Genomic DNA, 20528 nt, shown 5'->3' on the forward strand with positions numbered 1-20528 from the left:
TTAAGTGTTCGGTAAGCGTAGCGGAACAGACACCGACTTTCGGGCACCAAAGCCCGGCGCCGTGTCGCACGAGCCTGCCCAGGCTCCGGCGCCGACGATATCGCGCGCCCCGCCTCCGCCGACCGTCGCCTCGCCGCCGCTTGCCCCTGCCAAAGTCGCGCCGCCTCCGACCATGGAGAGCCGGCGTTCGGACAATTATTACGAGGTCAAAGCGACCATCTTCGGCGCACTGATCGAGGCGATCGACCTCGCCCAGCTCGCCAAGCTCGATTCTGAATCGGCGCGAGAGGAAATCCGCGACATCGTCAACGAGATCATCGCGATCAAGAACATCGTGATGTCGATCGCCGAGCAGGAAGAGCTGCTCGACGACATCTGCAACGACGTGCTCGGCTACGGCCCGCTGGAGCCTCTGCTCGCGCGCGACGATATTGCAGACATCATGGTGAACGGAGCCGGCACCGTCTTCATCGAAGTGGGCGGCAAGATCCAGCGCACCGGCATCCGCTTTCGCGACAACCAGCAGCTCCTCAACATCTGCCAGCGGATCGTCAGCCAGGTCGGACGCCGCGTCGACGAATCCTCGCCGATCTGCGACGCGCGCCTCGCCGACGGCTCCCGCGTCAACGCCATCGTGCCGCCGCTCGCGATCGACGGCCCTGCCCTGACCATCCGCAAGTTCAAGAAGGACAAGCTGACGCTCGATCAGCTCGTCAAGTTCGGCGCGATCTCGCCGGAAGGCGCCGAGATCCTCCAGATCATCGGTCGGGTCCGCTGCAACGTGCTGATCTCCGGCGGTACCGGCTCGGGCAAGACCACGCTGCTCAACTGCCTCACCAACTACATCGAGCACGACGAACGCGTGATCACCTGCGAGGACGCGGCCGAGCTCCAGCTCCAGCAGCCCCATGTGGTTCGGCTGGAAACCCGCCCGCCCAACATCGAGGGTGAGGGCCAGGTCACCATGCGCGAGCTGGTGCGCAACTGCCTGCGCATGCGGCCCGAACGCATCATCGTCGGCGAGGTCCGCGGACCCGAGGCCTTCGACCTGCTTCAGGCCATGAACACCGGCCATGACGGATCGATGGGCACGCTGCACGCCAACAACCCGCGCGAGGCGCTGTCGCGCTGCGAATCCATGATCACGATGGGCGGCTTCTCCCTGCCCTCGCGAACCATCCGCGAGATGATCTGCGCCTCGATCGACGTGATTATCCAGGCCGCGCGCCTGCGCGACGGTTCACGCCGCATCACTCACATCACCGAGGTGATGGGCATGGAAGGTGACACCATCATCACCCAGGACATCTTCCTCTACGACATGATGGGGGAGGACGCCAACGGCAAGATCATCGGGCGGCACCGCTCGACCGGCATCGGCCGTCCGAAGTTCTGGGAACGCGCCCGCTATTACGGCGATGAGAAGCGCCTTGCCGCTGCGCTCGACGCAGCGGAAGTCGCTCCGAACACATGAGCAGGTCAGCGCCGCCATGAACATGCAGGTCCTCGCCCTCGCCTTCCTCGCCACCGCAGCGGTCGGTGGCATCGCCTGGGTCTTCCTCTATCCGCTGCTGTCCGGAGAACGAAAGGCGGAGAGCCGCCGCGCTTCGGTCGCGCGCGCCGAGGCGCCTATCGTCCGCCAGGCCGAGAAGACCCAGCGCTCGCGCCGCGAGCAGGTCGAGACCACGCTCAAGGACCTCGAGGCGCGGCGCGCCCAGGAGAAGAGCGCTCCGCTCAGCGTCCGCCTGTCGCAGGCGGGGCTTGACTGGACGCCGCAGAAGTTCTGGATCGTGTCTGCCGTCGTGGCGGGCGTGTTCTTCGCGGGCGCTCTGTTCGGCGGCGGCGGCCTGATCGGCGCTGCCGGTCTCGCCTTTGCCGGCGGCTTCGGCCTGCCACGCTGGGCACTCAACTTCCTGAAAAAGCGCCGCGAGGCCAAGTTCCTGGCTGCGCTGCCCGACGCGGTCGACGTGATCGTTCGCGGCATCAAGGCGGGCCTTCCGCTGTTCGAATCGATCAAGGTCGTGGCCGCCGATTCTCCCGAGCCGCTGCGCAGCGAGTTCCTGGCGATCATCGAGACTCAGACGATCGGCATGCCGCTGGGCGAGGCCTGCGCGCGGCTCTACGAACGCATGCCGCTGCCGGAGGCCAATTTCTTCGGCATCGTGGTGTCGATCCAGCAGAAGTCGGGCGGCAACCTCTCCGAGGCGCTCGGCAACCTCTCCAAGGTGCTGCGCGACCGCAAGAAGATGAAGGAAAAGATCCAGGCGATGTCGATGGAAGCCAAGGCCTCGGCCGGCATCATCGGTTCGCTGCCGCCCATCGTGATGTTCCTCGTCTATCTCACGACGCCGCAATACATCGCCCTGCTTTGGACTCATCCTACCGGACAGCTGATGCTGGTCGGCTGCGTCGTCTGGATGTCGATCGGCGTCATGGTGATGAAGAAGATGATCAACTTCGATTTCTGACGGTGCCGTATGGTCGAATTCCTCGTCTCGAAACTGCACGACGTCCGTTTCATGACCATGCTGCTCGCGGCCATCGCCGCCAGCGCAACCGTGTATACGCTGGTGATGCCGTTGTTCGCCGGCGAGGGTCTCTCCAAGCGCATGAAAGCGGTGGCAAGCGAGCGTGAGCGCATCCGGCAACGCGAGCGTGAGCGTCTTCACAAGAGCGAAAAGGTCTCGCTGCGCCAGACACCGAAGCAAATCGTTTCCAAGGTGGTCGAGGACTTCAACCTCACCAAATGGCTCGCGCAGGAAGCGGCGCGGGACAAGCTCATCATGGCGGGTTACCGCGGCCAGGCACCCTACATCACCTTCCTGTTTGCCCGCATGGTCGCCCCGATCGTGCTCTTCATCGGCTCGGCCCTCTACGTCTTCGTGATCGCGCGTATGGAACAGGCGCTGCCGGTCAAGATCGGCATCTGCATCGGCGCGGCCTATCTCGGCCTTCAGGCGCCGATGCTGTTCCTCAGGAATGCGATCGCCAAGCGCCAGCTCTCGATCAAGCGCGCGTTTCCCGACGCGCTCGACCTGCTCCTGATCTGCATCGAATCCGGCATGTCGGTCGAGATGGCGTTCCGGAAGGTTGCGACCGAGATCGTGGGCCAGTCGATCGCGCTGTCGGAGGAGTTTACCCTGACGACGGCCGAGCTGTCCTATTTGCAGGATCGCAAGGTCGCCTATGAGAACTTGGCACGACGTACCGGGCTCGAGGGCGTCAAGTCGGTGTGTCTGGCGCTTCAGCAGGCGGAGCGCTACGGCACCCCGCTCGGCCATTCCTTGCGCGTCATGGCGCAGGAGAACCGCGACATGCGCATGAACGAGGCCGAGAAGAAGGCCGCCGCCCTGCCGCCGAAGCTGACGGTGCCGATGATCCTGTTCTTCCTGCCGGTGCTGTTCGTGGTCATTCTCGGACCGACTGCCATCAAGGTCACGGAGTTGCAGTGAGCCAGAGCGAACCGCGCGGTTCGCAACTCAGGCCCAGTCCGGGCGAACAGATCTGATCAGTCGGACTGACTGAGCGAAGCAACCGGCGTCCGCTTCGGTGCACCGTGCGGGGCCTCGCTGCGGCTGAGCATGTCCTTGAGATAGGCGACATTGGCCGCTGCCTGGTCCGGCGGCAGGTCCGCTTTGACGATGGTCTCCGCTTCCGCGAAGCGGCCCTGGAGACCGACGACCAGGGCGAGGTTCTGCCGCACCCGCGCGTTCGCACGCGGCGAGGCGTAGGCCTGCCGCAACGCCTCTTCGGCTTTCGGCAGCTCTCTCGACAACATATAGGACAGGCCGAGATTGGAGAGCACGCCGGGATCACCCGGCGCGATCTTCAGCGCGCTCGCGTAATAGGATCGCGCCTCCTCATGACGGCCCATCTGGTCCAGCGCCGTGCCCTGCACCGAAAGCAGGCGCCAGTCCGGATTGTCGGGTGAATGCGCCTTCGACAGGACGTCGTAGGCCTGCTGGAAATTGCCATTGTCGGCGAGTGCGCGGCCGTACTGGGCGAGCAGCGCCTTGTTGCCGGGATTGGCGATGGTCGCCTGCTCAAGCACGGCGGCGGCCTGGGCGCGCTGGCCGTTGGCGCGCAGGGCCTGTCCGTAGCCGAGCGCGGCATCGGCATCCTTGGGATTGGCACGGTATCGCTCGCCATAGACTTCGACGGCACGCGCTGGATCGGTGGGCGCGCGATCGGTGGGAGCCGCCTCCGCCCGGGCGCCGACCGAGCCCGTGACGTCGGACAGCTTTGACATTGCCGTACAGCCGCCGAGATTCACCGCCACCATCGCGACGAGCGAGGCGGATGCAAGAAGCCGGGCAGGACTGAACCGTTGACGCATGACGCTTTTGACTCTCGAGCGGATGGATCGAGCTGAACGCGCCAGCAATAGACTGTTAACCCTAATGGCGGGTTAACGGGGAACCCCGCCCTGGGCTTCCTCGGCCTGGTCAATATTCGATGGCAAGCCGCCTGCGGATTTCGTCGATGCGCTTGTCGAGCGCATCGAACCGCGCATGGACGGAGCGATCGTGGAGATAGAAGACATAACCGCCGGCAAGGAACGCGAAGATCCAGTGGTGATGCTCGATATAGCCAAAAATCGCCTCGATGGCCTGGCCGACGAATGTGACCGCGCTCCACACAAAATCCATCGCATTCCTCCGGCGCTTCCTGGTCGGTCGCCGGCGATCTCAACGTCTGGCGGCCGCATCCCCGAGCCTAGCATGGCCCCCTTGCGGCGAGTAGCGATCGCCGAACGGTCACGGCAAAGCCCGATTGCAGCGGCGGCGAAACTCTGCGAAGTCTCGTTCGTTCGCATGACCCGCTTGATCTGACGATCCGGACCCGCCAATGCCCTCCATCTTCGAGACGTCGCCCACCGCCATCCCCATCACTTTCGTGACCAAATCGAGCTGGGATCGGGCCGCCGAGACGTTACCGCCAGCGCAACGCAAGTACGCCGCCGCGAGCGCCTTTGCCGCCAAGCCGGGCAGCTATCTGGCGCTGCCCGCGCCGGACGGGGCGATTGCGCAGGTGCTGTTCGGCCTCGAGGATGAGGGTGCAAGATCGCGCGACCTGTTCCGACCCGGCGCCCTGCCCGGTCTGTTGCCGCCTGGCGTTTATCGCTTTGCCAACGCACCGCACGATCCGCGGCTGGCGGCGCTCGCCTTCGCACTGGGCTGCTACCGCTTCGCCCGCTACCGCAAGGCTGATCGCCCCGACGTCCGGTTGGTGCCGCCTGACGGTGTCGACGCGGAGGAGATCGAGCGGATCGCTGATGCCGCAATGCTGGCGCGTGACCTCATCAACACGCCGTCCAACGACATGGGCCCGGAGGAACTCGCCACAGCCGCGCAAGCGCTCGCAACCGAGTTTGGCGCAAGCTTCGCCTGCACCATCGGCGAGGATCTGAAGACGAATTTCCCGCTGGTCCACGCCGTCGGCATGGCCTCCAGCCGCGCGCCGCGGCTGATCGAAATCGGCTGGGGCGATCCTGATCATCCCAAGGTGACGCTGGTCGGCAAGGGCGTGTGTTTCGACACCGGCGGGCTCGACCTGAAGCCGTCGAGCGGCATGCTGATCATGAAGAAGGACATGGGCGGCGCCGCAAACGTGCTCGCGCTCGCACGCATGGTGATGGACGCGAAGCTGAAGGTGCGGCTGCGCGTGCTGATTCCGGCGGTGGAGAACGCCGTCGCCGGCAATGCCTTCCGCCCCCTCGACATCTTCACCTCGCGCAAAGGCATTACCGTCGAGATCGGCAATACCGACGCCGAAGGCCGGCTCGTCCTCGCCGATGCGCTGGCGCTCGCCGACGAGGAGAAACCCGACCTGCTGATCGACCTGGGCACTCTGACCGGCGCGGCGCGCGTCGCGCTGGGGCCGGATCTACCACCCTATTACACCAATGATGAGACGCTGGCCGCCGACATCGCGCGCTGCGCGGTGAAGGAGAACGATCCGTTGTGGCGCATGCCGCTGTGGCCGCCCTACGATGCCTGGCTGGACTCCAAGACCGCTACCATCACCAACGCGCCGTCCGGCGGCTTCGCCGGCTCGATCACCTGCGCGCTGTTCCTGCAGCGCTTCGTCGAGCACGCCAAAAGTTGGCTGCATGTCGACATCTACGGCTGGACGCCCTCGGCGAAGCCGGCGCGGCCAGAGGGCGGCGAGTGCCAAGCCGCGCGCGCCATCTACGCATTGCTGAGCGAGCGCTATGCATGATCCAAGATACGATCCAAGGCTGACGCCGGCGCGGGGCGACATCGCCGCGAAATATCTCGAAGGCAAGGTCGAGGCGGAGCGCTTCGTCACCGGGGAAGAATTCGAGGTGGTCGAGGCGATCGCGCCGATGCGCGAGCAGCCGTCGCCGAACGCCATGCTGGTGACGGAGGCGCTACGCGGCGAGCGCGTCACCATCTACGACCGCAACGGCGAGGGCTGGGCGTGGGGCCAGCTCGATGGCGACGGCTATGTCGGTTGGCTTCCCGATGCGGCGCTCCTGAAGCCGACGGCCGCGCCGACGCACAAGGTCAGCGCGCTGCGGACGTTTGCGTTTCCTGGTCCCTCGATCAAGCTACCGCCCGCCGACACGCTTGCGCTCGGATCAAAGCTCGCAATCATGCGTACGGACGGGGCGTTCGCGGTGACGCGGGAAGGAACGTTCCTGCCGAAGACGCACCTTGTTCCGCTCGATCATCGCGAACCGGACTTCGTCGCCGTCGCCGAGCGCTTCGTTGGCACACCCTATCTGTGGGGCGGCAAGAGCAGTTTCGGGATCGACTGCTCCGGCCTCGTGCAGGTGTCGCTGACATCGGCAGGCATCGGCTGCCCGCGCGACAGCGATATGCAGCAGGCCGGACTCGGCCGCGCGCTGGAACCGCACGAGCAGAGCAGCTTGCTGCGCGGCGATCTGATCTTCTGGAAGGGCCACGTCGCCATCGTCCGAGATGCCAGCACCATGGTTCACGCCAATGCCTATCACATGGCGGCCGTGATCGAACCGATCGAGCCCGCGATTGCGCGGATCAGGCAGGCCGGCAGCGAGGTCACCGCGATCAAGCGACTCTAGCGGGCCTGCCTCGACCACTGCCTCTCGTTCCACAAACACACGACGCTTTCTGTGTTTGAACGACAGCATTGGGCCGGGCAGCAAGTTTGGGCTCACGGCGAGCTTGTTGACCGCACCATGTCGATCCACATCTCACCGCACCGGCAGCACGATGCACCGGCTGGTGATGGAGATCGACTATGACTGGACTCAAGATTCTCGCTGCAGCGGCTTTGCTGTCGGGCCTGACCTTAAGCACCGCCTACGCGCAGTCCGGCTTTGCAAGCAGCCACCCGGATACTTACGAGGCCGAGTACCCCAATCGCAATCTGAATGGCACACTGACGCCGGCAGGTCGGATCGGCCTCGAGTTGCCGGATGGCGCGGCTCCTTCTCGGAGGGTGGATAACGCCCTGGCTCGCACGAACGGCGCCGCCTTGCGTTCTTGCGCGGAGCGCTACCGATCCTACGATCCGGCAACGAGCACCTACATCGGTCGGGACGGCCGCCGCCATCTCTGCAGGTAACGCCGCGAATTGCGGACCTGCATCCGTGGCGGGATTCGAGGCGATGCTGAGGCGGCGCCTCGAATCTCCCGAGCATTTCGCCTTCGCCCCGGGACGGACAGCTCGCAGTCCCAGGAATGACGAAAAGCTACGTCGCCACCGCCCCGTTCCCCGCCGTCTCCAGCCGGAACGCAGCCGCGAACAGGGCGCGCGTGTAATCCGTCTTCGGATTCTTGAACAACTCGGCGGCCTGGCCTTCCTCCACCACCTTGCCGCCGCGCATCACGATGAGATGGCTGGCGAGCGAGGCGACGACCCGCAAATCGTGCGAGATGAACATGTAGGTGAGTTCGCGCTTGCGCTGGAGCTCGCGCAAGAGATCGACCATCTGGGCCTGGAACAGCATGTCGAGCGCGCTGGTCGGCTCGTCCAGCACGACGAAATCCGGCTCCAGCACCACCGCGCGCGCGATGCTGATGCGCTGGCGCTGGCCGCCGGAGAATTCATGCGGATAGCGGAAGCGCGTCTCAGGATTAAGCCCGACATCCTCGAGTGCCTTGACGACGCGCGCCTCGCGCTCCTCGCGCGACAGCTTCGGCTGATGCACGGAAAGACCTTCGGCGATGATGTCGGCGACCGACATGCGCGGTGAGAGCGAGCCGAACGGATCCTGGAACACAATCTGCATGTCGCGCCGGAAGGGCCGCATCTCCTTGAAGCGCAGGCCCTGGATGTCCTTGCCCAGGAATACGATGCGCCCGTTCGAGGAGATCAGCCGCAGCAATGCGAGCCCCAGCGTGGTCTTGCCCGAGCCTGATTCTCCGACGACTCCAAGCGTCTCGCCCTTGCGCACGGCGACGCTGACGCCATCGACCGCCTTGATGTGGCCGACCGTTTTGCGCATCAAGCCGCGCTTGATCGGAAACCAGACTTTGAGATCATTGGCCGACATCACCACCGGCGCATCCGGCTGCGGCGGCGCTGGATCCGGCTTCGGCTCCGCCGCGAGCAGGTCGCGCGTATAGGGATGCTTCGGGGTCTTGAAGACCTGCTCGACCGGCCCCTGCTCGACGATCACGCCGCCCTTCATGACGCAGACGGTGTCGGCGATGCGGCGGACGATGCCGAGATCGTGGGTGATGAACAAGAGGCTCATGCCGAGCCGCGAACGGATCTCGGCGAGAAGCGCCAGGATCTGCGCCTGCACGGTGACGTCGAGCGCCGTGGTCGGCTCGTCCGCGATCAAGAGGTCCGGTTCGTTGGCAAGCGCCATCGCGATCATCACGCGCTGGCGCTGGCCGCCGGAGAGCTGGTGCGGATAGCTCTTCAGCCGCGTCTCGGGCTCGGGGATGCCGACCTGGGTCAGCAACTCCAGCGTCCGCTTGCGCGCCTGCGCATTGCTGGTCGGATTGTGCAGCTGGATGATCTCGCCGATCTGCGCCTCGATCGTGTGCAGCGGATTGAGCGAGGTCATCGGCTCCTGGAAGATGATGGAGATGTCGCGGCCGCGGATCTCGCGCATCTGCTGCTCGGAGCGGTCGATCAGCTCCTGCCCCTTGAAGCGGATGCTGCCCGAGGGATGCGACGCGTTCGGATAGGGCAACAGCTTCAGGATCGAGAGCGCGCTGACCGACTTGCCGGAGCCGGACTCGCCGACCAGCGCCACGCATTCGCCGCGCTTGATCTGGAACGAGACCTTGTCGACCGCGAGCGTGGTGGCGCCGCCCTGGTGGAAGGCCACCGAAAGGTCGCGCACGCTGAGCAGGGGCTGGTTGATTGCGTCCATCGCCTTACCTGAACGTCTTGCGCGGATCGAAGGCGTCGCGCACGGCCTCGCCGATGAAGATCAACAGCGACAGCATGATCGCAACCGAGAAGAAGCCGGAGAAGCCAAGCCAGGGTGCCTGCACATTGGACTTGGCCTGCGACAGCAATTCGCCGAGCGAAGGCGATCCCGGCGGCAGGCCGAAGCCCAGGAAATCGAGCGCCGTCAGCGTCATCACCGAGCTGGACACGATGAAGGGCAGGAACGTCATGGTCGCGACCATCGCGTTCGGCAGCAGGTGGCGGAACATGATGACCGGGTTGGAGACGCCGAGCGCCCGCGCCGCCTGGATGTATTCGAAGTTGCGTCCGCGCAGGAACTCGGCCCGCACGAGGCCGACCAGCGAGACCCAGGAGAACAGCAGGAGGATGCCGAGCAGCACGAAAAAGCCGGGCACGAGGACCGAGGACAGGATCAAGAGAAGGTAGAGCGAAGGAATCGCCGTCCAGATCTCGATGAAGCGCTGGAAGATCAGGTCGACCCGACCGCCGAAATAGCCCTGCACCGCCCCCGCCGCGATGCCGATGACCGACGAGACGATCGTGAGACAAAGTCCGAACAGCACCGAGATGCGGAAGCCGTAGATCAATCGCGCGACCACGTCGCGGCCCTGATCGTCGGTGCCGAGCCAGTTGTATTCGAGGTCGCGGCAGCTCTTCAGCCCCTTCTTCTCCACCACCGGCTGACACTGCTTCTCCGTCAACATCCAGGTCGGCGGCGACGGCGCCGGCGTCGGCAAGTCGAGATTGTGAGTATCGTAGGAATAGCGGATCAGAGGCCAGACGATCGTGCCGTTCTTGTCCTTGATGAGCTTCTGCAAATAGGGATCGCGATAGTCGGCCGCGGTTTCGAAGTCGCCGCCGAAGGTCGTTTCCGAATAGGTCACGAAGGCGGGCCAGTAGAGCCGGCCGTCGAACTTGATCAGGAAGGGCCGATCATTGGCGATCAGCTCGGCGAACAGCGAGATCACGAACAGGCTGATGAAGATCCAGAACGACCAGTAGCCGCGCCGGTTGGCCTTGAAGTTCTGCCACCGTCGCCTGTTGAGCGGCGAAGGCGAGAACGGCTTACGCGTGATCGGCACCGAATCGCCGAGCGGCGATTTCGCCGTGGTTTCGACCGGCGTCGTTGGGGCGGCCAGCGTCATCAGACCTCCCGCGCCTCGAAATCGATCCGGGGGTCGATCCACATATAGGTCAGGTCGGAGATCAGGTTGATCACGAGACCGACGAGCGAAAAGATGTAAAGCGTACCGAACACCACGGGATAGTCGCGGTTGAGCACGCTCTCGAAGCTGAGCAGCCCCAGCCCGTCCAGCGAGAAGATGGTCTCGATCAGGAGCGAGCCTGAAAAGAAGGCGTGGATGAAGGTGCCGGGGAAGCCGGCGATCACGATCAACATCGCATTGCGGAAGACATGGCCGTACAGCACCCGGTTCTCGCTGCACCCCTTGGCGCGCGCGGTCATGACGTATTGCTTGCGGATCTCGTCCAGGAACGAGTTCTTGGTCAGGAACGTCATGGTGGTGAACGCGCCGAGGCCCATGGCGATCAGCGGCAGCGTCAGATGCCAGAAATAGTCGATGATCTTCCAGTACCAGGGAAACTCCGACCATCCGTCTGACGTCAACCCGCGCAGCGGAAACCAGTTGAAGAAGGAGCCGCCGGCGAACAGGATGATCAGAAGAATGGCGAAGAGGAATCCGGGAATGGCATAGCCGAGCACGAGGACGGTTGATGTCCAGGTGTCGAGGCGCGTACCGTCATTCATCGCCTTGCGGATGCCGAGGGGGATCGAGATCAGATAGGTGATCAGCGTCAGCCAGATCCCGAGCGAGATCGAGACCGGCAGCTTCTCTTTGATGAGCTGGATCACGCTGACGTCGCGAAAGTAGCTCTTGCCGAAATCGAAACGGGCGAAATTCCAGACCATCAGCGCGAAGCGTTCCGGTGCCGGCTTGTCGAAGCCGAACTGCACCTCCAGCTTCTTGATGAAATCAGGATCGAGCCCCTGCGCACCGCGATATTTGGAATTGATGGCGTCGCCCCCGCCACCGACCTGCCCAGGCGCGCGCTGCGCAAAATCGCTGCCGCCCGAAATGCGGGACGTGCCGCCGGTATCGGCGCCCGAGAGCTGCGCGATCACGCGTTCGACCGGGCCGCCCGGCGCGAACTGCACGACGACGAAGGACACGAAGAGGATCCCGAGCAGCGTCGGGATCATCAGGAGGATGCGCCGGGCGATATAGGCACTCATGGCTATTTTGCCTGCTCGAGCTTGGCCGCCTTGGCGGGTTCATGCCACCAGATGTCGGGCGCGCCGACGCCGTTGGCATAACGCGGCAGCTTCTGCGGATGGCCGAACTGGTCCCAATAGGCCAGCCGGTGCGTCTTGTTGTACCATTGCGGCACCCAATAGCGGCCGGCGCGGAACAGCCGATCGAAAGCGCGGCAGGCGACGGTCAGCTCTTCGCGGCTGTCAGCCGACATGATTTTCTCGATCATGGCGTCGATCGCCGGGTTGGCGATGCCTGCGAGATTGTACGAACCCTTGGTGTTCGCGACCTGCGATGAGAAGAACGAGCGCATGGCGTCGCCCGGCGTCGCGGACATGCTGAAGCGCTGGATCGTCATGTCGAAATCGAAGTCGTCCTGACGCGCCCTGTATTGCACGGGATCGACGAGGCGCACGTTCGCTTCAATGCCGAGCGTCCCGAGGTTTTTGATGTAGGGCGCATGATGCGGCTGGAAGGAAGGTTCGTCCAACAGGAACTCGATCTTGAACACCTCGCCATTCGGCAGCATCCGCTTGCCGTCCTTGATCGGCACGCCGGCTTCGTTCAGCAATTGTTGTGCCTTGCGCAACAGGGTGCGATCCTGCCCGGAGCCGTCCGTGACCGGCGGCGTGAATGGTGCGGTGAAAACGTCGTCCGGAACCTGGCCGCGAAACGGCTCCAGCAGCTTCAGCTCTTCCGGCGAAGGCGGCGCATTGCCTGCCATGAGGTCCGAGTTCTGGAATGGCGACACCGTACGGGCATACGCGCCGTACATGATGGTCTTGTTGGTCCACTCGAAATCGAAGGCGTTGATCAGGGCCTCGCGCACGCGCGGGTCTTTGAACTTGTCGCGTCGCGTGTTGATGAACCAGCCTTGCGCGCCGGACGGCGTATCGTCGGGCACGACCTCCATCTTGACGCGGCCATCTTTCACCGCCGGAAAGTCATAGCGCGTTGCCCATATGCGCGAGGTGAATTCTTCCCGATAGAGATAGCTCTTGCCGGTGAAACCTTCGAAGGCGACGTCGCGGTCGCGATAGAACTCGTAGCGCACGACATCGAAATTATAGCTGCCGCGGCAAACCGGCAGGTCGGCGGCCCACCAATCCTTGACCCGCTCGAATTCGATGTAGCGGTTGACCTCGAACCTGCCGACCTTGTACGGACCGGAGCCGAGCGGAACGTCCAGCGTCGATTCGTCGAACGACCGGGGCGTGTAGTACGCTTTCGAAAAGATCGGAAGGCCGGCGACATAGAGCGGCACATCCCGGGCGCGCCCCTTGGCAAAGGTGACGACGAGCGTTGCGTCATCGATCGCTTCCGCGCTCACGAAGTCGCGCATGTTCACGACGATCAGCGGGTGGCCCTTGGCCTTCAGCGTCGTCAGCGAGAACGCCGCATCATGCGCGGTCAGCTTGGTGCCGTCGTGGAATTTCGCCTCCGGCCGCATCGTGAAGCGATAGACCAGCCTGTCCGGCGATATCTGCACGGATTTGGCGGCAAGCCCGTACATCGCGTCCGGCTCGTCGCTTGCCCGCACCATCAGCGGCGAAAACGTCATGTCCATGCCTTGCGCGCCGTCGCCTTTGAGAATGTAGGCGTTGAGCGAGTTGAAGGTCTGGTAGGACTGGTTATGCGATTTCGTCGACGGGATCAGCGAGAACGTACCGCCCTTCGGAGCGTCGACATTGACGTAGTCGAAATGATGGAAGTCGGCCGGATATTTGAGATCGCCGAACGCCGAGATACCATGCGCCTCGATCACCGCTTCCGACGCTCGCGCACCGTGCAGCAGCGGCGCGCCGACGGACGCCCCAAGGGCGCCGCCAACGCCCAAGACCAACACATGGCGGCGTGACATCTGCGTCATGCGGGGAATGTCCTTCACGACTTCTTTGCGATCCGCGCCGCCTTCTCTGCGTCGTACCACCAGATGAACGGGAAACCGGACTGACCGTATTTGGGCAATTCCGCCGGCCGGCCGAAGCGATCCCAGCGCGCCGTGCGCACCTTGTTGTAGGTCCACTGCGGCACGACGTAGTGATTCCACAGCAGCACGCGGTCGAGCGCCTTGGTTGCGGCCACCAGATCGTCGCGATCGGTCGCGTAGATCACCCGTTCGATCAACTTGTCGATCGCGGGATTCTTGATGCCGCCGATGTTGCGCGACCCGGCGATATCAGCCGTCTTGGACGACCAGAACTCGCGCTGCTCGTTCCCCGGCGACTGCGACTCGCCCCATGAGTTGGTGACGATATCGAAGTCCCACTCGCGCGTCCTGTTCTCGTACTGGGTCGGATCGACTGTCCGTACACTGACGGCGATGCCGAGCCGTTCCAGGGACGGCTTGTAGAACAGCGTGATCCGCTCGAAGCTCGGATCCTGGTTCAGCAACTCCAGTGAAAACTGGGTGCCGGTCTTGACGTCGATCAGCTTGCGGTCGCGCACCTCATAGCCGGCGTCCTTGAACAGGCGCAGCGCCTCGCGAAGATTCTCCCGAACGGCCTCCGGGCTGCCGCCAACCGGATTGCTGTAGGGCGTCGTGAAGACCTCGGGCGGGACCTGAGCGCGGACGGTTTCGAGGATCTCGAGCTCCTTGCCCTGCGGCAAGCCAGTTGCCATGAGCTCCTCGATGCCGTCGAAATAGCTGCTGATACGCTTGTACTGACCGTAGAAGATCTGCTTGTTCATCTCCTCGAAGTCGAAGGCGTAGTTGAGCGCACGACGCACGCGGGGATCACTGAACTTGGCGCGCCGCAAGTTCGGCACGAAGGCCTGCATCACGCCCGAGCTGCGATTGACGAATTCCTCGAGGATCACGCGCTTTTCGCTCACGGCCGGGAAGTCGTAGGCCGTCGCCCAGCTCTTGGCGCTGTTCTCGGTTCGCCAATCGACCTGATCGGCCTTGAAGGCCTCGATCGCGACAGTGGCGTCGCGGAAATACTCGTAGCGCAGCTCGTCGAAATTGTTGCGGCCCACATTCGCGGGAAGGTCGCGGCCCCAATAGTCCTTGACGCGCTCCAGCGCGATCGACCGTCCCGCTACGAACTCCTTGACCCTGTAGGGGCCGGAACCGAGCGGCACTTCCAGGGTGGTGGCGGAGACATCGCGCTTGCGGCCCTGCGCGTCCGTCCCCTCCCACCAATGCTTCGGCAGGACGGTGAGCTGCCCGACGATCTGCGGCAATTCGCGGTTACCGGGCGCGTCGAATACGAACTTCACCTCGCGCTCACCGACCTTCTCGGCCTTGACCACATGGCTGTAATAGGCCGAATACATCGGGTGATGCTTCTTGAAGGAATCGAGCGAGAAGATCACGTCCTCCGGCGTGACGGGTTTGCCGTCATGCCATTTCGCCTGCGACCGCAAACGATAGGTGACGAAGGAGAAATCGTCCGGGTGGCTGACCGCTTCGGCCAGCGCACCGTACTCGGTCGAGACCTCGTCAAGCGAGGGCGTCGTGAGGGATTCGTAGATGAAAGCGACGGCACCGGCGACCTGCCCCTTCACACCTGATACGACGATGTTGAAATTGTCGAACGTGCCAACGGCGATCTGGCGCGCGATACCGCCTTTTGGCGCATCCGGATTGACGTAGTCGAAGCGTTTGAAGTCGGCGGGGTACTTGACCTTTCCAAACAGCGACAGTGCATGGCGCCAAGGCAGCCCACTCGAAGGCAGCTCATTGGAAGACTGCGCTTCGGCCGTGCCGACGACGGGAACGCCCGCGACGGAACCGAGGGCGGGGAGCGCTGCGGCCGCAGTGCCGGTGAGCAGAAGATCGCGTCGGGTAATGGCCAAATCAACATCCCTGTCTTGAAGGAGCTTCTCCTTTAAGTTTCCAATATAGGCGAGGTTTCGACGGAAAATATGTTGCTTTTTCCTCATCTTGGAAGACTGGACTGCCTGGCAGATGCGGCCAAACGCCCCGATAACGTCGTCGCGAGGCCCGAATAGCGAAACGGCCAGGCTTTTCAGCCTGGCCGCATGTTCCAAAATCGGGCTTTGAGGCCTTACTTCGAGGCCGTCGGCAGCGGCTGAGGATGCTCCGACAGCGAGTTCAGGTAGGCAATGACATCGGCGCGCTCGGAATCCTTGGCAATACCGGCAAACCCCATCGCGGTGCCAGGAATGAAACCCTTCGGATTGGCGATGAACTTGTTGAGGTCGTCGAACGTCCAGTTGCCGCCCTTGGCCTTCATCGCGGCGGAGAAGTTGAAGCCACCGTGGCCCTGGCCCTTTGGTTCGCCGACGACGCCATAGAGGTTCGGGCCGACCCGATTCGGGCCACCCTTCTCGAATGTGTGGCAGGCGCCGCACTTCTTGGCGGCCGCCGCGCCCTTCTCGACGGAGGCGGTCTGGAGCAGCTTCTCGATCGGCTCGGACGATGCGGCCGCAGCAGTGCCTTCCTTGCCGTGGCCGGCATCTTCCTTCACGGCAATCTCGAAGCCCGGCTTTTCCGGCATCTTGGGGGAGAACAGCGCACTCGCGGTGAAGCTCGTCACCAGCAGAAAGAGGCAGGTGCCGAGCACGGCACCGAGAATCTTGTTGAGTTCGAAAGAGTCCATTTCCGGCCAGGCCCCACCGCAAGAAGGAAACAGCGGCCCAAGCGGCCGCCAGGACGAGCCTCGGGAGAATCAAAGCGTTCCTTATTGTTTCCCCGAGTTTTGCCATTGAGATATCGGTTTGCCCGGGGTCTGGCAACCCGTATAAGCAAGCCGGCTTTCAGCCCGTCCCCACTCCATTTCTCGGCGCGGAAAACGTCCCGTTTCCAGGCTCTTGACCCCAGACCTTTGAACCCAATGATCGATCCTCGCATCCTGGTGCTGATCCCGGCCCGCATGGCCGCCACCCGCCTGCCGGGCAAGCCGCTCGCCGATATCGCGGGATTGCCGATGATCGTGCATGTGCTGCGCCGGGCCGAAGCCGCTGCAATCGGCCGGGTCGCGGTAGCAACCGACACCGACGAGATCGCCTCCGTGGTGACTGCCCATGGCGGCGAGGCGGTGATGACCCGCGCCGACCACCCCTCCGGCTCCGATCGCATTCACGAGGCCATGCAGAAGCTCGATCCCGAGGGCAAGACCGAGATCGTGATCAATCTCCAGGGCGATTTCCCCACCATCACGCCGGCGACGATCCGCGAGGTGCTGCCGCCCTTCGACGACCCCGCGGTCGACATCGTCACATTGGCCTCGCAGATCCACACCGAGGAGGAGGACCGCGCGCCGAGCGTGGTCAAGGCCATCGGCTCGCCGATCGGGCCGAAGCGGTTGCGCGCACTTTATTTCACCCGCGCCACAGCCCCTTACGGCAACGGACCGCGATACCACCACATCGGCCTCTATGCCTATCGCCGCGCGGCGCTGGAGCGGTTCGTGTCGCTGCCGCCTTCGTCCCTGGAACGCCAGGAGAGCCTGGAGCAGCTCCGGGCGGTGGAGGCCGGCATGCGCATCGATATCATGATCGTCGACAGCGTACCGCGCGGCGTGGACACGCCGCCCGACCTCGAAACCGCGCGCAGCATCCTTTCCAAATCCTGAGCCGCTGCTACAAGGCCGGGCAGGAGCACTTCAAAACATGAGCAAGCTGAAAATCGCATTCCAGGGCGAGCCCGGAGCCAATTCCCATATCGCCATCGTCGAGGCCTATCCCGACGCCGAACCGATGCCCTGCGCCACCTTCGAGGACGCGCTGTCGGCGATCTCATCGGGCGAGGCCGATCTCGGCATGATCCCGATCGAGAACTCGGTCGCCGGGCGCGTCGCCGATATCCATCACCTTCTGCCGGCCTCCGGCCTCTTCATCATCGGCGAATGGTTCTTGCCGGTCCGGCATCAGCTGATGGCGGTGAAGGGGACCAGGCTCGAAGACATCAAGAGCGTGGAGAGCCATGTCCATGCTCTCGGCCAGTGCCGGCGCATCATCCGCAAGCTCGGCATCAAGCCGATCGTCCACGCCGACACCGCCGGCAGCGCCCGCGACATTTCCGAGCGCAAGGACAAGACCGTGGCCGCGATCGCCTCGCGCCTTGCCGCGAAGATCTACGGCCTCGACATCCTCGCCGAGGACATCGAGGACGAGGCGCACAATACCACGCGCTTCGTGGTGCTGGCACGCGAGCCGAAATGGGCGCCCCAAGGCGCGGGCCCGCTGGTCACCACTTTTGTGTTCCGGGTGCGCAATTTGCCGGCCGCGCTCTACAAGGCGCTTGGCGGCTTTGCGACCAACGGCGTCAACATGACCAAGCTCGAGAGCTACATGGTCGACGGCAACTTCTTCGCCACGCAGTTCTATGCCGACGTCGACGGCCACCCCGATGACAAGGGCCTTGCCTTCGCGATCGAGGAGCTGAAATTCTTCTCGCGCGAATTCCGTATCGTCGGCGTGTATCCGGGACATCCGTTCCGCGCGACGTTCAGCGAGACGCAGGATTAGCGGCGTGTCGCGGACGCGCGAAGCGCGAGCCGGGACCCAGGGGCTGCAAGACTCCGGACTGCGGTGGGCCCCGGCTCTGCAGCGCACCGCTGTAGAAGCGCTGCGTCCGGGGCACGAGAGCGGCCTAGACTATTCCGCCTGCTTCGCCAGCCCGAACGCCTCCGCCAGCAGCGAATACGATTTCTTGCGCGCCTCGTGATCGTACACGGCGGTGATCACCATCAGCTCGTCCGGCTTGCTGGCGTAGATCAGCGGCTGAAGCTTCTTCTGCACCGTTGCGGGGCTGCCGACGAACAGGCGCGAGCGGTTGCGCAAGATCGAGGTGCGCTCGGCGTCCGTATACGGATAGGCCATCGCCTCCTCGACGCTCGGCAGCGGCAGATATTGACCGCGGTCACGGCGCAGCCGATTGAGGTCAAAGGAAGAGGCGAGCCTTTCGGCCTCCTCGTCGGTATCGGCCGTAATGACGGCGACCGCGAGAATGGCATGCGGACTCGCGCACCAGGCCGAGGGCTGAAAGCGATTGCGGTAATGCACCATCGCATCGATCGCGTCGTGGGTGGCGAAATGATGGGCGAAAGCGAAGCCCATGCCGATTTGGGCGGCCAGTTCCGAGGAATAATCGCTGGAGCCGAGCAGCCAGATCGGCGGCAACCTGGTGTCGTCGGGCATCGCGACGACGTTGTTGTAGGGGTGGCCCGCAGGAAATTCGCGGGTCTCCCACAGAATCAACTCGTGCAGACGCTCCAGGAAATCGTCGCCCTCGCGCCGATCGAGCCGGCTGCGCAGCGCATAGGCCGTGGCACCATCGGTGCCCGGCGCGCGGCCGAGGCCGAGATCAATCCGGCCGGGAAACAGCGCCTCCAGCATCTTGAAGCGCTCGGCCACCACCAGCGGTGCGTGGTTGGGCAGCATCACGCCGCCGGAGCCGACGCGGATGTGCTTCGTCACCGCTGCGATCTGCCCGATCATGATGTCGGGTGCAGGACTCGCGACCGAAGCAAGGTTGTGATGCTCCGCGAGCCAGTAGCGGACATAACCGAGCCCGTCGACGTGGCGCGCCAGATCGATGCTGTTGCGCAGCGCCGCGGCGGGCTTGGTGCCCGTGGTGACGACGGAGAGGTCAAGAACTGAGAGCGGGATCATGGGGCGCTAGCGTAATGGATGACCGTGCGGCGGCAATTGCGGGCTGCGCAGGGCTGACGGTATGGACGAGCGGGCCGCCTCGAGAGAGGTCCGTTGGGCCAAATTACATCTTAAACACCGTAACTTCATACTGCCCACAGCCAAAACCGACAGGGTCAAGGCGCATGAAATCAAATAACATATTATACTATAACTATATTTAGTCTCTGTAGCGATCTTCCCACAATAGAGCAATCTAGGTCTATAAATTGAATGTATCGGCTTGATAGTGGGCTATTTCCCATCATCGATGGGCTGTCGTGCAACCTGTCTTTGCCCTATCTTGGGCACTCCCAAGCCAGACCGCAGGGCCGGCGGAAATTGGAGCGAGTGGTGCCATGACTGACGTGACGACGCCTGCGACAGCCGACGGGCACCTGAAGCGGCCGGCGATCTCCTTCGAGTTCTTTCCGCCCAAGACCGAGGAGATGGAGCGCAATCTCTGGGACACCATCAAGCGGCTCGCCCCGCTCGAGCCGAAATTCGTCTCGGTGACCTACGGCGCCGGCGGCTCGACCCGCGAGCGCACCCATTCCACCATCGCGCGCATCCTGAAGGAAACCGCGCTGCTGCCCGCGGCACATCTAACCTGCGTCGGCGCCTCGCGCGGCGAGATCGACGAGATCGTCGACCGCTATCACGAGGTCGGCGTCCGCCACATCGTGGCCTTGCGCGGTGATCCCGTCGGCGGCATCGGCACGCCCTATTCAAGCCATCCCGACGGCTACCAGAGCTCGGCCGAGCTCGTCGCCGGGATCAAGAAGCGGCACGGCGATATCGAAATCTCCGTTTCCGCCTATCCCGAGAAGCACCCCGAAGCGCGCGACTTCGATGCCGACATCGACACGCTGAAGGCCAAGGTCGAGGCCGGCGCGACGCGCGCGATCACCCAGGTGTTCTTCGACAACGACCTCTACTTCCGCTATCTCGATCGCGTCCGTGCCCGCGGCATCGACATCCCGATCGTGCCGGGCATCATGCCCATGCACAATTTCAAGCAGGCGCGCAACTTCGTCACCCGCGCCGGCACCACCGTGCCGGACTGGTTCGCCGCGAAATTCGACGGCCTCGATGACGACGCCGAGACGCGCAAGCTGGTGGCTGCGACCGTCGCGGCCGGCCAGGTGCAGAAGCTCGCCAAGCACGGCGTCGACACCTTCCACTTCTACACGATGAACCGCGCCGATCTCGTATTCGCGATCAGCCATTTGCTCGGCATTCGCGTCAAGACCGCCCAGAAGGCTGCGTAAC

At 63.8% G+C, this 20528-nt stretch carries 18 protein-coding genes; 9 read left to right on the forward strand and 9 right to left on the reverse strand.

Annotation, left to right across the window (positions count from 1 at the left end; all coding sequences use genetic code 11):
• The first annotated feature begins 4 nt into the window (after positions 1–4).
• The 3 genes from ABIG06_RS06660 to ABIG06_RS06670 are packed head-to-tail and all read left to right on the forward strand — an operon-like array spanning position 5 to position 3452.
• A complete protein-coding gene (locus ABIG06_RS06660; protein WP_370135246.1) occupies positions 5–1474 on the forward strand; it encodes a CpaF family protein in 1470 nt (489 codons plus the stop codon).
• 16 nt (positions 1475–1490) lie between these two features.
• Entirely contained in the window at positions 1491–2468 is a 978-nt protein-coding gene (locus ABIG06_RS06665) for a type II secretion system F family protein (protein ID WP_124159252.1), read from the forward strand.
• A 9-nt stretch (positions 2469–2477) separates the two neighbouring features.
• On the forward strand, positions 2478–3452 hold the full coding sequence (locus ABIG06_RS06670; protein WP_124159253.1) for a type II secretion system F family protein: 975 nt from the start codon (positions 2478–2480) through the stop codon (positions 3450–3452).
• Between the two features lie 56 nt (positions 3453–3508).
• Here the strand turns inward: ABIG06_RS06670 and ABIG06_RS06675 are convergent, their stop codons facing one another.
• Both ABIG06_RS06675 and ABIG06_RS06680 read right to left on the reverse strand, forming a co-directional pair.
• The gene (locus tag ABIG06_RS06675) at positions 3509–4336 is read right to left on the reverse strand and encodes a tetratricopeptide repeat protein (protein ID WP_124159254.1); all 828 of its coding nucleotides are present in this window, start codon (positions 4334–4336) and stop codon (positions 3509–3511) included.
• A 109-nt stretch (positions 4337–4445) separates the two neighbouring features.
• Positions 4446–4649 carry a hypothetical protein gene (locus tag ABIG06_RS06680; protein WP_124159255.1) on the reverse strand — a complete coding sequence of 68 codons (204 nt, stop codon included), beginning with the start codon at positions 4647–4649 and terminating at the stop codon, positions 4446–4448.
• Positions 4650–4848: 199 nt separating this feature from the next.
• Between ABIG06_RS06680 and ABIG06_RS06685 the strand changes: the two genes are divergently transcribed.
• From ABIG06_RS06685 to ABIG06_RS06695, 3 genes are all read left to right on the forward strand, one after another.
• On the forward strand, positions 4849–6222 hold the full coding sequence (locus ABIG06_RS06685; protein WP_370135250.1) for a leucyl aminopeptidase family protein: 1374 nt from the start codon (positions 4849–4851) through the stop codon (positions 6220–6222).
• Positions 6215–7069, forward strand: coding sequence for a C40 family peptidase (locus ABIG06_RS06690; RefSeq protein ID WP_370135251.1), 855 nt, complete (start codon positions 6215–6217; stop codon positions 7067–7069). Before ABIG06_RS06685 ends, ABIG06_RS06690 begins: the two co-directional genes overlap by 8 nt.
• Positions 7070–7248: 179 nt before the next feature.
• Positions 7249–7575 carry a BA14K family protein gene (locus tag ABIG06_RS06695; protein ID WP_370135254.1) on the forward strand — a complete coding sequence of 109 codons (327 nt, stop codon included), beginning with the start codon at positions 7249–7251 and terminating at the stop codon, positions 7573–7575.
• Positions 7576–7702: 127 nt separating this feature from the next.
• Here ABIG06_RS06695 and ABIG06_RS06700 read toward each other — a convergent pair whose 3' ends face one another.
• From ABIG06_RS06700 to ABIG06_RS06725, 6 genes are all read right to left on the reverse strand, one after another.
• The gene (locus tag ABIG06_RS06700) at positions 7703–9340 is read right to left on the reverse strand and encodes an ABC transporter ATP-binding protein (RefSeq protein WP_370135257.1); all 1638 of its coding nucleotides are present in this window, start codon (positions 9338–9340) and stop codon (positions 7703–7705) included.
• 4 nt (positions 9341–9344) lie between these two features.
• Complete coding sequence (locus ABIG06_RS06705; RefSeq protein WP_370135259.1) at positions 9345–10526, reverse strand: ABC transporter permease; 1182 nt, start codon at positions 10524–10526, stop codon at positions 9345–9347.
• Entirely contained in the window at positions 10526–11635 is a 1110-nt protein-coding gene (locus tag ABIG06_RS06710) for a microcin C ABC transporter permease YejB (RefSeq protein WP_370135262.1), read from the reverse strand. Before ABIG06_RS06710 ends, ABIG06_RS06705 begins: the two co-directional genes overlap by 1 nt.
• 2 nt (positions 11636–11637) lie before the next feature.
• Complete coding sequence (locus ABIG06_RS06715) at positions 11638–13524, reverse strand: extracellular solute-binding protein (RefSeq protein WP_370135265.1); 1887 nt, start codon at positions 13522–13524, stop codon at positions 11638–11640.
• Between the two features lie 14 nt (positions 13525–13538).
• Positions 13539–15455: an extracellular solute-binding protein gene (locus ABIG06_RS06720; RefSeq protein WP_124159262.1), complete on the reverse strand. Its 1917-nt coding sequence runs from the start codon at positions 15453–15455 to the stop codon at positions 13539–13541.
• A gap of 212 nt (positions 15456–15667) precedes the next feature.
• On the reverse strand, positions 15668–16222 hold the full coding sequence (locus tag ABIG06_RS06725; protein WP_370135267.1) for a c-type cytochrome: 555 nt from the start codon (positions 16220–16222) through the stop codon (positions 15668–15670).
• A gap of 234 nt (positions 16223–16456) precedes the next feature.
• On the opposite strand from ABIG06_RS06725, the gene ABIG06_RS06730 reads away from it, so the two are divergent.
• Positions 16457–17197, forward strand: coding sequence for a 3-deoxy-manno-octulosonate cytidylyltransferase (locus ABIG06_RS06730; protein ID WP_124159264.1), 741 nt, complete (start codon positions 16457–16459; stop codon positions 17195–17197).
• A gap of 37 nt (positions 17198–17234) precedes the next feature.
• On the forward strand, positions 17235–18092 hold the full coding sequence (locus ABIG06_RS06735; protein WP_124159265.1) for a prephenate dehydratase: 858 nt from the start codon (positions 17235–17237) through the stop codon (positions 18090–18092).
• A gap of 129 nt (positions 18093–18221) precedes the next feature.
• Here the strand turns inward: ABIG06_RS06735 and ABIG06_RS06740 are convergent, their stop codons facing one another.
• Positions 18222–19238 (reverse strand): LLM class flavin-dependent oxidoreductase, encoded by a 1017-nt coding sequence (locus tag ABIG06_RS06740; RefSeq protein WP_424578093.1) that lies wholly within the window; start codon positions 19236–19238, stop codon positions 18222–18224.
• Positions 19239–19615: 377 nt separating this feature from the next.
• Between ABIG06_RS06740 and metF the strand changes: the two genes are divergently transcribed.
• Positions 19616–20527 (forward strand): methylenetetrahydrofolate reductase [NAD(P)H], encoded by a 912-nt coding sequence (gene metF, locus ABIG06_RS06745; protein ID WP_124159267.1) that lies wholly within the window; start codon positions 19616–19618, stop codon positions 20525–20527.
• Position 20528 lies beyond the last annotated feature (1 nt).

Origin of the sequence: Bradyrhizobium sp. USDA 326 (assembly GCF_049739485.1) — a bacterium.
In the GTDB taxonomy this organism is placed as follows: domain Bacteria; phylum Pseudomonadota; class Alphaproteobacteria; order Rhizobiales; family Xanthobacteraceae; genus Bradyrhizobium.

Coding starts and splice junctions, on each gene's coding strand:
- ABIG06_RS06670 (WP_124159253.1), top strand. CDS start 2,478: ATGGTCGAATTCCTCGTCTCGAAACTGCACGACGTCCGTTTCATGACC.
- ABIG06_RS06700 (WP_370135257.1), bottom strand. CDS start 9,340: ATGGACGCAATCAACCAGCCCCTGCTCAGCGTGCGCGACCTTTCGGTG.
- ABIG06_RS06710 (WP_370135262.1), bottom strand. CDS start 11,635: ATGAGTGCCTATATCGCCCGGCGCATCCTCCTGATGATCCCGACGCTG.
- ABIG06_RS06730 (WP_124159264.1), top strand. CDS start 16,457: ATGATCGATCCTCGCATCCTGGTGCTGATCCCGGCCCGCATGGCCGCC.
- ABIG06_RS06690 (WP_370135251.1), top strand. CDS start 6,215: ATGCATGATCCAAGATACGATCCAAGGCTGACGCCGGCGCGGGGCGAC.
- ABIG06_RS06715 (WP_370135265.1), bottom strand. CDS start 13,524: ATGACGCAGATGTCACGCCGCCATGTGTTGGTCTTGGGCGTTGGCGGC.
- ABIG06_RS06735 (WP_124159265.1), top strand. CDS start 17,235: ATGAGCAAGCTGAAAATCGCATTCCAGGGCGAGCCCGGAGCCAATTCC.
- ABIG06_RS06685 (WP_370135250.1), top strand. CDS start 4,849: ATGCCCTCCATCTTCGAGACGTCGCCCACCGCCATCCCCATCACTTTC.
- ABIG06_RS06665 (WP_124159252.1), top strand. CDS start 1,491: ATGAACATGCAGGTCCTCGCCCTCGCCTTCCTCGCCACCGCAGCGGTC.
- ABIG06_RS06705 (WP_370135259.1), bottom strand. CDS start 10,526: ATGACGCTGGCCGCCCCAACGACGCCGGTCGAAACCACGGCGAAATCG.
- ABIG06_RS06680 (WP_124159255.1), bottom strand. CDS start 4,649: ATGGATTTTGTGTGGAGCGCGGTCACATTCGTCGGCCAGGCCATCGAG.
- ABIG06_RS06725 (WP_370135267.1), bottom strand. CDS start 16,222: ATGGACTCTTTCGAACTCAACAAGATTCTCGGTGCCGTGCTCGGCACC.
- ABIG06_RS06740 (WP_424578093.1), bottom strand. CDS start 19,238: ATGATCCCGCTCTCAGTTCTTGACCTCTCCGTCGTCACCACGGGCACC.
- metF (WP_124159267.1), top strand. CDS start 19,616: ATGACTGACGTGACGACGCCTGCGACAGCCGACGGGCACCTGAAGCGG.
- ABIG06_RS06675 (WP_124159254.1), bottom strand. CDS start 4,336: ATGCGTCAACGGTTCAGTCCTGCCCGGCTTCTTGCATCCGCCTCGCTC.
- ABIG06_RS06695 (WP_370135254.1), top strand. CDS start 7,249: ATGACTGGACTCAAGATTCTCGCTGCAGCGGCTTTGCTGTCGGGCCTG.